At 56.1% G+C, this 12,622-nt stretch carries 10 protein-coding genes; 5 read left to right on the top strand and 5 right to left on the bottom strand.

Translation table 11 applies throughout. The annotated features are described in order from the left end of the window. Positions 1–579 precede the first annotated feature (579 nt). Entirely contained in the window at positions 580–1,095 is a 516-nt protein-coding gene (locus ACZ5A6_RS15770) for a disulfide bond formation protein B (RefSeq protein ID WP_013761732.1), read from the top strand. Positions 1,096–1,126: 31 nt separating this feature from the next. On the opposite strand, the gene ACZ5A6_RS15765 is transcribed toward ACZ5A6_RS15770, so the two are convergent. Continuing rightward, complete coding sequence (locus tag ACZ5A6_RS15765) at positions 1,127–1,684, bottom strand: HNH endonuclease (RefSeq protein ID WP_111801065.1); 558 nt, start codon at positions 1,682–1,684, stop codon at positions 1,127–1,129. A 772-nt stretch (positions 1,685–2,456) separates the two neighbouring features. Here ACZ5A6_RS15765 and ACZ5A6_RS15760 point away from each other — a divergent pair. Next, positions 2,457–3,062: a transglutaminase-like cysteine peptidase gene (locus ACZ5A6_RS15760; protein ID WP_111801064.1), complete on the top strand. Its 606-nt coding sequence runs from the start codon at positions 2,457–2,459 to the stop codon at positions 3,060–3,062. 240 nt (positions 3,063–3,302) lie between these two features. Next, positions 3,303–4,094 (top strand): metallophosphoesterase family protein, encoded by a 792-nt coding sequence (locus ACZ5A6_RS15755; RefSeq protein WP_003511251.1) that lies wholly within the window; start codon positions 3,303–3,305, stop codon positions 4,092–4,094. Positions 4,095–4,148: 54 nt separating this feature from the next. On the opposite strand, the gene ACZ5A6_RS15750 is transcribed toward ACZ5A6_RS15755, so the two are convergent. From ACZ5A6_RS15750 to ACZ5A6_RS15735, 4 genes are all read right to left on the bottom strand, one after another. Next, complete coding sequence (locus ACZ5A6_RS15750; RefSeq protein ID WP_113048834.1) at positions 4,149–5,366, bottom strand: glycosyltransferase family 4 protein; 1,218 nt, start codon at positions 5,364–5,366, stop codon at positions 4,149–4,151. 9 nt (positions 5,367–5,375) lie between these two features. Continuing rightward, positions 5,376–6,701, bottom strand: a complete 1,326-nt coding sequence (locus ACZ5A6_RS15745; RefSeq protein ID WP_112391309.1) for a polysaccharide pyruvyl transferase family protein — start codon at positions 6,699–6,701, stop codon at positions 5,376–5,378. After that, positions 6,686–8,173 (bottom strand): lipopolysaccharide biosynthesis protein, encoded by a 1,488-nt coding sequence (locus ACZ5A6_RS15740; protein WP_065687884.1) that lies wholly within the window; start codon positions 8,171–8,173, stop codon positions 6,686–6,688. Before ACZ5A6_RS15740 ends, ACZ5A6_RS15745 begins: the two co-directional genes overlap by 16 nt. A 161-nt stretch (positions 8,174–8,334) precedes the next feature. After that, the gene (locus ACZ5A6_RS15735) at positions 8,335–9,570 is read right to left on the bottom strand and encodes a glycosyltransferase family 4 protein (RefSeq protein WP_111842175.1); all 1,236 of its coding nucleotides are present in this window, start codon (positions 9,568–9,570) and stop codon (positions 8,335–8,337) included. A 469-nt stretch (positions 9,571–10,039) separates the two neighbouring features. On the opposite strand from ACZ5A6_RS15735, the gene ACZ5A6_RS15730 reads away from it, so the two are divergent. Both ACZ5A6_RS15730 and ACZ5A6_RS15725 read left to right on the top strand, forming a co-directional pair. Continuing rightward, positions 10,040–11,368, top strand: a complete 1,329-nt coding sequence (locus ACZ5A6_RS15730) for a hypothetical protein (protein WP_112391312.1) — start codon at positions 10,040–10,042, stop codon at positions 11,366–11,368. 132 nt (positions 11,369–11,500) lie between these two features. Further along, on the top strand, positions 11,501–12,619 hold the full coding sequence (locus ACZ5A6_RS15725; RefSeq protein WP_035199581.1) for an acyltransferase family protein: 1,119 nt from the start codon (positions 11,501–11,503) through the stop codon (positions 12,617–12,619). The last annotated feature ends 3 nt before the right edge of the window (positions 12,620–12,622 follow it).

The following is a 12,622-nucleotide window of genomic DNA, read 5'->3' as shown; positions in this document are numbered from 1 at the left end:
GCGACGAACGCAAATTTAGGGCAACTAAGCGACGGTGCAGCTCAATAGCTGACCCTATCAAAAAGGAAAACCCGGCAAGGCTGCGACCATCAGGCAATCAACGGAATTTGAGCGAGGCAACCAGATATTGGTTGATTTGAATTGCGCTATTGCGCTCACGGAACCTATCGAATTCAGCGAACCATTCGAAAGCAACAATACACTGCTGGACACATTTGGAAAAAACGTAATGTTCGTACAGGAAGACGAAAAGTCTGAAAATGAACTAAGCCGCTGATTTATTTGAAAATCAGCGGCCCGGCTTGGGGTACCATTTCCAAAACCGCATTGATTTTCTTCGCTTTATCCGGGTCTTCACAAAAGACCTGTCGATTGCTTCGCGGCCATCAAGACACTCACGAAACTTTGCTCATTCGCCCCTCGAATATTACCGGGCTTTCATTTGCCAGATGCAAAGGACTGGATTAGACGAATCCGGGAATACACCGTTGAACCGGCGACTTAATTTCGCCATCACGCCCGCCTTTTTGAAAGCCCGTTCGGGATATCTGCTTCTTCGTGAAGTTTGGGGAAAACATCATGGCCACTGCAACAACCGCCGACAACAGCCGCACGCTCGCCGCTCTTGGCGTAACGGCGGGAATGATCTTTACTGTCGGCTCCGCCCTCGGTTTCCAGCATATTGGCGGTTATACGCCCTGCGCATTGTGCCTTTTGCAGCGCGATCCCTACTACTACGCCATTCCGTTGGGTATTCTGGCCATAGCGACCAGCATCTTCAAGCTGCCGGTTCAGATCACGCGGCTGCTTCTAGCCCTCATTGGCGTGGCGATGCTGATCGGCGCCGGGCTTGGTGTTTATCACGCTGGTGTGGAATGGGGTTTCTGGGCGGGGCCTATCACCTGCGCCACAGGTGCTCCATCCATCACCACCAATGCCGGTGACCTGCTTGGCAATCTGAATGCCATCAAGGCACCCTCCTGCAACGACGCTGCACTTCGGGTGCTCGGCCTTTCGTTTGCCGGTTGGAATGTCATTGCAAGCGTTGCGCTTGCGGCGGTTGCCTTTTTTGGCGCTAGCCGGAAAAGCCGTTAAACCGAAAAGCCGCGTTGCAGTCCTCAAAGGATCAGGGCTGCAGCTCGGTATCCCAGTAAAGATAGTCCATCCAGCTTTCGTGCAGGTAGTTGGGCGGGAACAGCCGCCCGTTATTGTGCAAGTCCTGAACCGTCGGCTGGAAGGGCTTCTGCGCAGGGAACATGCCCGCCTGCGTGGGAAGTTTGCTGCCTTTTCTAAGATTGCAGGGAGAGCAGGCCGCCACGACATTGTGCCACGTGGTTTCGCCGCCATGGGCGCGGGGAATAACGTGATCGAAGGTCAGGTCGTCCCGCGTGCCACAATACTGGCATTCGAACTTGTCCCGAAGGAACACGTTGAAGCGTGTGAAGGCGGGGTTGCGGGTGGGCTGGACATAGGTCTTGAGGCTGACGACGCTCGGCAACCGCATGGAAAAGCTGGGTGACGACACCGCGTGATCATATTCTGCAATGATGTTCACACGGTCTAGAAAGACGGCCTTGATCGCGTCCTGCCAGGACCATAACGACAAGGGATAATAACTCAGTGGCCTGTAGTCTGCGTTCAGAACGAGCGCCGGCAGGGCCTGTGGTGAAACTGCAATCGTCAAGGGCTTCTCCTGATCGATTCGGCATCTGCACTTGTATATTAGGTCCGTTGTTACAGGATTGTGAAGCCCATAAATGCAGCGGAGAAGAGCTTAATTTTTCAGCTCTAAAAACGTCTTTTTTGCGTTCCGGACAATCGGGCGGCGAGATAGTCGTCTGGCCACTATCTGGTGATGCCCCCAGCGGTACCGAAGCGATTCGCCTGCCGACGAACGCTATATTCGTTCTCACCCTCAATGCGAGATCAGTGATATAGTCAACGCGACGAACGATTGGGAAAGCAGAATGCGTATCTGTCGTTCTGTCGAGGGAAGGAAACGGCCATGATCTTGCGCAGGCACCAAACGGCAGCGTTATGGAAGGGCCTGGCGGCTGGCGCCTTTGCCGTGCTGATGGGCCTGCCCGCTTCCGCTTCTGCCTAGCAATACCAGAATTTCGAAGTCACGCCGGATGGCCGTGGCGGTGCGCAGGGAACGATCGGCGGGCGCAATTTCGAGGTCTACCGCAATTACGACCGGCCGCCGGCAAGTCGGAGCAACTCAACCGATACGCGGCGTGAGTACCGAAACGCTGTGCCACAGCAGACATGTATCATAGATGCCGAGGGCCGCACCCGCTGCAAGTAAGCGCAATCGCACCGGTTTCCCCGCTGTTCTATCTCGCTTTAATAAAATTGGATTTCGCTAAAAAGCAATCTATCGACTTAAACGGCCCGCAACGAAGGGTCGCTATGTTGCCATGCACAAGAGACAACAACCGGGCAGAGGCAGAGACATGGCGAAGAGACAAATCCGTCTGGCAAAGACTTTGGCAGTTGCCGTCAGTGTGGCGGCAAGCATCGCGACAATGGCATCGGCCGCCCCGCTTGCGGGCCTGGCGCAGAACCCGACCGCATCGCGCCCCGGCCTGTTCATGACGACAAGCCGCCCGACAATTGCCCCAATCGCCTTCGCAAAATTTTGCGACGACGCCGCCGACCAATGTATCCGGATTGGTGATCGCGACACGGTCGAACTAACCAAGCAGAAGCGCACGGAACTCCAGCGCATCAACGCCGAGATCAACACATCGATAATCTATACAAGCGAAGCGGACGGACAGGACGAATGGAATCTGAACCCCGCAAGCGGTGACTGTGACGACTACGCGGTGACCAAGCGGCAACGCCTTCTGCGCGCCGGCTGGCCCTCGGGCGCCCTGCGCATTGCCACCGCCCGCACCTCCACCGGCATAGGCCACGCCGTTCTGGTCGTCAGCACCAGCCAGGGCGATCTGGTGCTGGACAACCGCACCAACGTCGTCAAACCTTGGAAAGCGGTTGACCTGAAATGGATCAAGATCCAGTCACACGAAAACCCGCGTGTCTGGCTGAAACTCTAGGTCTATCTCGCACAGGATAGTCATCTTCGAACAGGAAGGGGGCGCTCCGTTCCTCTTCAATTGGCGCGGCGCGCCTTGCGAAAATCGACACCGGCTTTCGCAATTCCCTGCCCCGGATAGCTTTGTCCGACAGGGCTTTGGCGGATGCCGCAGCCGTTGCATGGACCCGGGTTTTACGGGCTCTGTGGCATTGGCTTTCAACACTCTTGACCTCGTGCAAGAGAGACAGTATCGGCATCTATGCCTAAAGTGCTCAACTGGATTCGCGGTCGTAAACAGCCAGCCCCCCGCGACGACCGGAGGCGGCGCAGAATAGACCTCGGCGACAAATCTCCGTCTTTTCCGATCTATGCCATTGGCGACGTCCATGGCAGCCTCGATCTGCTTTTGCAGGCGGAACAGAAAATTCTTGCCGATCTCGCAAGCAATCCATCCCCCGCTCTGGTTATTCTTCTGGGCGACTATGTCGATCGTGGCCGGGATTCCTGCGGTGTTCTCCAGCATCTGCTGCAACCACCGCCGGCGCCCCTGCGCCGCATCTCGCTTTGCGGCAATCACGAACAACTCTTCAGCGATTTCCTCGAAAATCCGCAGGACAACATGCACTGGCTGGATTTCGGCGGCCGCCAGACGCTTTTATCCTACGGGGTCGATATCAGCTACTTCATGAACAACGGCCGCCTGCGGCTCCAGCCGTTCAGGGATGCGCTGATTGGCGCGATCCCGCAGGCCCATCGGCAACTTCTAGTCAGCCTGCCTATCTGCGTCCGCATGGGACCCTATTTTTTCGTTCATGCCGGCCTTAAACCCGGGGTGCCGCTCGAGGCGCAGACCGATGAGGACATGTTGTGGATCAGGGAACCCTTCCTGTCGGAAGGGGCGGGACTGGACCTTCTCATCATCCACGGCCATACGCCGGCGCCGGAACCACAGACAGGTCCGCAACGGATCGGCATTGACACCGGCGCGTTTACGACGGGCAGGCTTACCATTTTAAAGCTCACGGATGCGGGGCCGCGACTTATTGCCTGATGGCTTGCCATCGTTGGATCAGGTTGCACCAGCCAGGAGCATCACAATCGCGATTTATTTGCCCTTCAGAATATTGGCGAGCACCGTCATTTGCCGGCGGTTCCATTCGACAGCGTCAAGGAACGCATTGTTTCCCAATGCCTGCCGCTGCTCCCGATTGGAAGAGAGCCGCACAATGGCATTGGCAAAGGCCTGATTATCTCCATCTTCAACGACAATCACGCCACCACGATATCCTTCTGAAAGCCCCCTCACACCCGTCTGGGTGCTGATCGTTGGGACACCCGCAGCCAGAGCATCAAGCAGTTTTATATTGATGCCCGTGCCAAGCGTGATTGGATTGATGGAAAGTGGCGCGCGTGTGAACGCATCCTTCAAATTCTCCACCCGGCCAAGCTTGAGAACCCCCTCCATGTCCTCGACCTTGCCACATATGCTACCTGCCAGCACCAGGCGAATGTCCGGACGGGCCGCCCTCACCAAAGGCAGGACATTGTGAAGGAAACTATTGAGGGAAATGACGTTCGCGTCGTTGCCTGAACCGAGAAACAGAAAATCAGCGGAAGTGAAGTCTTCCACTCTCTGGCCGAGATCCAGAATATGGCTCACCGTTTCAACCACCGGCGGCTCTCCTGCCAGCCGCTGCTTGAACGAACGTTCCTCTTCTTCCTGTATGGCGACAACGACATCGGCGCGGCGGAATGCCTTGCATTCCACGTCCGGCGGAACCGAGAACCAGTACCCAAATCTGTTGGCCGTGTTCACGAACGCCTTGTGACGATCGGCGAAGGAATCGTGGGTGTCGAGAATGCGAAGCACATCATCCGGCAGCCCAAGAAAAGCTCTCGAATGAAAGGCATATTCGACGATAACGGCGTTAATCCCGAGTCGACGCTGAAGATCCAGAACCTGCCTGCCTATTTCCGGATAATAGAACTCGTCGAGGTAATTGTAGAAACCGCTGTCGCGGCCAAGGAGCCGTTGAATTTTCCGACGGGTTCGAAATGCGGTCAACCCAATCTCGAACCTGAAGTCGTTGATGAGCCGTGCTGCAAACCCGCATGTTTCCCTGGACACGACGTGCATATGTCCGGCCCCAAACTCGACCTCATGGGCCGCGGGATCGAAATCAGCTATCATCGGAGTATCGACATAGACGAAATGCACTTCATGTCCGAGGCTACGCACGGCGCGTGTCAGCTGGAGAATCCTGTTCCGCGCACCCTCGTTGGCGGGAACGGCAGGGAATACGGAAACAAAAGCGACTTTCATGAAAATGACTCAATGCTGCTTGGCGAAGGTCTCGAACACCTGAAAATTCCTTTTGGAAAGGTCCAGAATTTCAGGCAGCTTTTTCCCGACTTTTTCGCGAATCTCATCGGCCTGATCCACGAAATTGATCAAGGCATTCTTGATGCCATCATCCGTATGGAACTTGGCGGGCGAAAGCAGCTCAGCCGCGGAGAGACCGAAATGCTGGTACAACCCTTCGAACTTGCCTTGATACGCAATGCATATCACAGGAACGCCCTTGCCCAGCGCAGCGATCGCAAGATGCATGCGTCCGCTGACGAGGCCATCGAGTTTACCGGCAACGCCTTTTAAAACCGGGGCTGGCCATCTGCCATCCAGATATCGAACCCTGTCTGTCTGTGAAGATGGAGCAAGCTCGGTAATGGCCTTGAGGCAGGCTTGATCGCCCACGTCTTTCCGGTAGTCATGCGGAATGACCAGCCAGCAGACCGGTCTTGCATCGGCAACGAACTCCAGTGCTTCGGCCCCGCGCCTGATGATCGCCGCGATCTGCGCGCTATCCGCATTCTTGAACAGCATGGGATGCAGATTGAAGCCCATGACCCTGTATCCCTCGGCGCGCTTTCGCGCGATCCACGAGATCGTATCTTCATCGGGTTCCGATGGGACAAGACTAAATGCAGAATCGGAAACCAGTGCCGCCTTGGCCGTGGCAAAGGCGTTCAGACGCTCGAGGGAAACAACGTCACGCACATTGAGCGACACCCCCGGATGAAGGGAGCTGTAGAACCTCGCCAAAGCGGGGTGCGGCGTTTCATTAAAACTGAAACCGAGGATAACGTTTTTGATCCCGGCGGCGGCAGCCAGATCAGCGCTTGCCAGAAGTTTTGCGCTGACCAGCGGATGATAATAGCCATCCATCACGTCGGCACCGACAACGACGATGCAATCGTACTTCCGCACCGAAAATTGCTGGGCAAGGGCCTGGATGAAGTCAGGCTTTCCAAAGATATCGACGGTAACAAAGCCTCTCTGCAAAGCAGAGTCGCCAAAATTCGCTCCGTCGACGAGGATGTCTATCTCGACATTGGGATTGCTCGCACGGGCATTCTGCACGGTCGCCGTGATCATCGCGTCATCGCCGGCGGAACCGAACAGGGTGATGGGATCACCAGCCACGATCAAAAGCCGGTTCAGCCGATCTCCGACATTGATAGGCTTGATACTGTGCTTCAGCTCTTGCAGATCATTGAAGAGTTGCTGGACCGCATTATCCAGATTGCGCCGCTCGTTATATTGCACCAGCTTCCGACGCAGTGGTGCAGGGAGTATTTTTTTCACGAGCTTGCGCATTTTCTTTCCTTTCGAGAACCGATTTTGCTCATGATGAGAGCGATGGCGGACCGGGCCTCGCTTCTCGCGGTCAGAGCCAAAAGCAACAGATATGCGACGCCAAACATACCACCGAGCAGGATGCCGGATACGAGGTCGCCCGCACCCAGCATTTTAACTTCAGGTCGCATCCACTGAACGAGCAGGAAGCAGAGACCGCTGGAACCGAAGCTTGGCAAAAGCAGGAGGAAAATTCTCCACAGCTTGATGCCGAGTTCCCGGGCGACAAAATAAAATGTGAAAGGCGTCGAAGTGAGCTGCCCGAAGACAAACACGATGACGATTTCCCGGATGTTTTCCGTCGGGACAAGCAATATCAACAGGATGGTAGAGATTGCCTTGACGGTCCCGGCAATCAGCACCTTGTCCGGCCTGCCGCGTGCGGACAGAAACGGGCCGTTTTGAAACTGGACGCATTGCAATGCACCCAGCAGCAGCAGCGGCCGCGCAACCGCGTCGGCACCCTGCCATTGCGCGCCGAACAGGACGTTGCAGATCTCTGGCGCCAACGCAGCCGAGAGCACGAAGATCGGTGTCGAAAAGATCGAAGATATGGTGATGGATTGCTTGTACAGTTCCGCCATGCGCTCCCGCTCGTGCGATATGCGGGACAGCACCGTCAACGAAACATCATATAGCGCCGCCTGAAGCAGCTGCATGAGAAGCTGATAGAGCCTGCTGCCGACGGTGTAGAGCCCAAAGAGAGCAACCCCGTAACGCCCCAGGATCATGACGTCGATCAGCCGCGTGGCTCCGAAATCCACGATACGCAGACCGAGAGCCGACGAGCCGAAGCGAAGCAATTCGAAAAAAGTGTCGGGCTTGAGCGTGGTGCCCGGAAGCCAGTGCGGTTTGCGCCAGAGCCAGATCAGGGTCACAATGGTTGCGACATAAGTCTGAACGACAAGGCTCCAGACGCCCAGGCCCATGATGGCGAAAGCAATCGCAACGCCACCGCCGATAATATTCGAAATGAAGGTTCTTATTGCCAGCGGCTTGAACGCGAGCGCACGCCGATAATTGACTTCCTGAAAAAGCGAGGCGGTATTCAGCGGCAGCAATATGCAGATTGCCACGATGATCGGTGCCAGCCCTTCCACCTCGAACCAGCTTTCCAGTCTGGGCGACAGCAGACAAACAACGATGACAAACACCGTTGCCAGCGCAACGGACACATAAAATGGCAGATTGACGTCGCTTGGCTCCAGATTTCGTTTCTGCACGATCGCATCTGCGAAACCGAACTCCGACAGCATCTGGATTAGCATCAGAACCAGGCCCGCCGTGGCGACCATGCCGTAGTCGGTGGGGCTGAGGAACCGGGCAAGAACGATGAAAAGAATGGAGGTAAAAAGCTTTCCACCCCAGTTCTGGACGATGGACCAGAAAACGCCTGTTATCGCGGCGCTGCCTATCGAACTTTGCTCCGCCATCAACCTGCCGCCTGCAAAGCCGGTCGTGACAGCCCGACCACCGCAGCAGCCAGAAAACGATCGAAGTCCAGCTTGGGGAAACGGACTTTGCCGATATTGCTTTCTACCATGTGCTCTTTCCTTGGAAGAAACGCTTGCAACGGACCCGGTCCGTTGCCGGTCTAAGATGCGCGTAAGGTTCGGCTTTCCCTGCTTTTCGCCAGCACGTCCTCGTAGAGCTTCACATAGTTCTCACCCACCCGGCGCGAGGTGGATTCCTCGACGATATTTCCGAAATCGGCCTCCGTCGGCAATTGCTCGCGCGAAAGCGTCAACACCCGGCGAATGCGTGCGGCAAGGTCCGTGGCGTTGCCCGGTTCGAACAGCCAGTCGTGGTTGGTCTCGCCGATCAGTTCTGGAATGCCGCCCGAGGCCGCACCGATGACCGGCACCCCCATCGCGTAAGCCTCGTAGATGGTGCGCGGCGAAGGTTCAGCCCAGAAGGAGGGAACGATAAGCACATCGATCTCTTCGAAGAATTCCTTCGGCTTTGCCCAGCCGACGAACTCGATCGGCAGGTCGCCGGCCTGGGCCTTGAAGCGTTCGATGGAATCGTCCATCGCGTGGCCGGCAACAAGACAGCGCCAGTTACCGTGGCCGATTTCCCTGAAGGCATCGACCATGGTGCCGACACCCTTTTCCGTGTTGATGCGGCCGATATAGCCGAAGGTCATCGGCTTGCCGGTTCGGTCGATCTGCCTGCGTGCGACCGGGTCGCCCTCCGGAACCGTGCAGGAATAAAAGATCACACGGCGCATGCTTTCCGGCAGGTGATGGAAAAGCCCGTGATCGACATGGGTTTTAAGGATTTCCGTGCCAACGCTTGCCACCGCACCGATGTAGCGCTGCGTGAATTTCTTGGTGAAATTCACCACCTGACAGCCGAGATGGATGTGTTCGCAGGGCTTGCCGCCCTTGAACATGGCGGCGTTACCGCACAGAAGATCATATTCGCAGATCGTGTGGACGATCGGAATGTTGCGTTTATGCGCCGCCCGCCATACCAGCGTCGTCACATCCAGCAGCGAGTGCGTATTGAGAACATCCGGCTTGAAATCGTCAAGAACGGCTTCGAACTGCTTCTCGACGTTGAAATTCCATTGCTGCTTGATCTTCTGCATACGCCTTTGCTGCGGCGTATATTGTGGCCAGTCCTCGAGCCAGAAATCGTTATTGTGGAACATGCGGTAGACGCTGACGCCATTGCGCACCGTTTTGGGTTCGGCCTGCCGCTCTATGCAGGCGGCACCGACCTCATGTCCCATGGAGACGAGTTCCTCGGCAAGATGTTCGACCGAGCGTTCGCACCCGCCAACGATATGCGGCGGATAAAGGCTGCTGAGATGGAGAATTCGCATACGGATACGCTCTATTTCCTTATCGAAAATTTATGACTTCCGCTTGGCCTCGTCCATGTTCCCGGATACTCCGGGACCAATGAGACATGTGCAAAAAACACAAAAGGCAAAGCAGATTTAACGCTTGAAAATATGAATAACCAAAAATCCACTTTCAAAAAGCACGGGAACTGACGGCATTTCAAGTGCTTTTTTTCGCGGCGCGACAAAAGTCATGCCGTGTTGCGAAAAGAACCTGTCCCGTGTTAGCTTCATTCTCATATGAAAAAACGTACGGGCGGAAGCGGTGAATTCTGTTTCGTCCGCAGATAATATCATTAATTTATATATTTATTTCATTTCAGAAACATCGATTTGATGGCGAATGAAGATGCCAAAAACTTCCAGGACAATCTGACATATTGAGAGGCGCCGACGATATGATCGCGGCTGCTTTTTATAATCTCGCCGGAATGACCAGGAGACGCAGATGAACGGAAAACAGCCGATCACCATGGGCCACCTGACACGGCGCGGCCTGCTTTCAGCTGCACCTTTCGCACTGGTTGCCGCCACGGGTGTGCGCCCCGCTTTCGCGCAGACTCAATCCGTTTTTTCGGCCGGAACGGAAGCCTTTGTGGACAGTGTGGGCGTGTGTGGCCATTTCGCCCGCACGAACGGCATTTATCCGGAAAGCTTCGAGCGCATCCTGCCTGAACTGGAAGCCCTTGGTGTGGGCCACCTGCGTGACGAGGGACTGATTACCGCAAGGGACAGCCGCAACAGCCCAGCTTTCCAGCGCCTGCGCAGGATTGTGGCGGCCAACGTTCGCCTCACGATCATCTGTTACGACAATCTCAACCCCTACGTCTCAACGCCACTGAACAGGATTGCCGATTTCTACGACTGGTGCGACGGCGGCATCGAAGTTTTCGAAGGCAGCAATGAACCGACGCTGACGAAAGACCCGGCCAATGCGCCGCGCATTTCGGCAGAGCATCAGGCTGCACTTTTTGCAACGATCCGCTCAACTCCGGCCGTGAGCAACGTACCGCTTGTCGCGCCAAGCTATATCCAGGCGAATACGGCGCTGGCGCTAAACCTGCAGAACGTATGCGACTTCGGCAATATTCACCCCTACGCCGGAATGGAACATCCCGAAACGACTGGGCCGGGGGCGCTCTCCAAATCTGTCGCGGCCTCGGCGCATATAGCAGCCGGCCGGCCGGTGCTCGCCACTGAGATCGGGTACCACACCTCACTGCAACCAAAGACCTTCCATTTTCCCGTCACCGAAGGCATCAAGGCGCGCTACATGCCGCGCACGCTCCTGTGGTCCTTCATCAGCGGCATCCGCCGGGCTTACATCTATGAAATGGTCTCCAGCTTTGCCGAAGACGAGACAAATCCGGAATCGTCCTTTGGCCTGCTGCGCCACGATCTGAGCCGGACCCCTGCTTACGGGGCCGTTCGTGCCCTTCTTGCACTTTGCAAGGCAAGTCGACAAACAGAGCCAGCGGAACGCAGCCTCGCTTTCCTCAACGATGATTCCGAAAGGTTTTCCCTGCGCCTGACAAGACCAGACGGCGCGCTGCTCGCTCCGGTGTGGCTTGGCATACGCGGCTGGCAATGGCCGGCGCGGATCGAAAATCCGCCAGCCGAACGTGCAACGGCCTTTTCGGTAACCGGCCCGCATAGCCAAGTCATCGCGCACCGGTTCGGCGATGACGGTTCCGTAAGCCAGCGGGTGATCGCAAAGGAAGGTGGGCAATACCGGCTTTCCGTCAGCGACCAGCTTACGGTGCTGGAGGTTTTCTGAACGCGTGCGGGCGAAAGCCGACAAATTTTATATATCGTGTCAGCCTATTGCATGATAGCCTTCTGAAATAGAGCACTTTTGCTCGCTGCTGCGAGCGCAAAATATTACTGTATAAATTTTTTCTTTTTATAGATGATGACGATGCAAAAAATTGAAAAAGCGCCTGTTTCCGGGGCGCAGCGTCTCGATATTCTTCAAATGATGCGTGCGCTGGCGGCAATCATGATTGTTGCGCTGCACGCGCAGGTGAACTGGGAGTTCTCGCTCGTCAACCTCCATCTCCTGAGGCTGGGTGCGGGCGTCGATCTGTTTTTCGTCATTTCCGGCTTTGTCATCGTTTATGCCTCCCGGCCGTATTTCGCAGCAGAGGGAGGGCGCTCGGCTTTTCTTGTGCGCCGGCTTCTCCGCATCCTTCCTCTTTACTGGTTCGTGTTGACCATGCGGCTCGCCATGGCCGCGGTCGCCGTTCTTCTCAGCGCCAAGGCCTTCCCGTCCTTGCAGGCCGTCCTAACCTCCTACCTCTTCATTCCCTATGACAGCATGGGTTATGGTGACGCCTATCCGTTTCCAATCATCGATCTGGGCTGGACGCTGAATTACGAGATGTTTTTTTATGTCGTATTCGCGGTTTTTATCTTCCTGCCGCTGGAACGCGCCGTGCTGACAACAGCGGCTGTGCTGCTCGCCGCAGTGCTCATCGGCTCCAACTTCAGTCTCGCCTTGCCGTTTAGTTTCTGGTTTCAGCCCATCATTCTGGAGTTCGTGGCGGGAATGTTGCTCGCCGTGCTTTTCCTGCGCGGCGTGCGCCTGCCGCCCTTGCTGGGGATTGCGGTGGCCCTTTGCGGCGTGGCGATCTGGACGCTTATCGATCTGAAAAGGTTCGAATTCCAATGCAATCCGGGCTGTTATTCCTATACTCGGCTGCTCGTTTTTGGCGGTGGCGCGATTTTCCTGATGGCCGCGGCAACCCTGACCAGGGGCATCTCCCTGCCCCGTTTTGCGCAGCCGCTGGCGAAACTGGGCGATTCCTCCTACGCGCTTTACCTTCTGCACCCATTCATCTTTCGGGCATTCCTGGTTGCTTCCGGCGGCATCACCTGGCCGCAGGAGTGGAAAAATGTCGTCTATCTCATCGTCGTCGCCAGCACCATCGCCATCGCCCACGCATTTCACGTCCTTGTCGAAACGCCCGCAAATATCTGGCTTCGTGACCGGCTGATAACACCCCGGCGAAAAGTCGCCGTGTCCTGACGC

The organism is Agrobacterium sp. 6Ca8, assembly GCF_055382765.1.
This window is presented reverse-complemented; position numbering and strand designations above follow the sequence as displayed.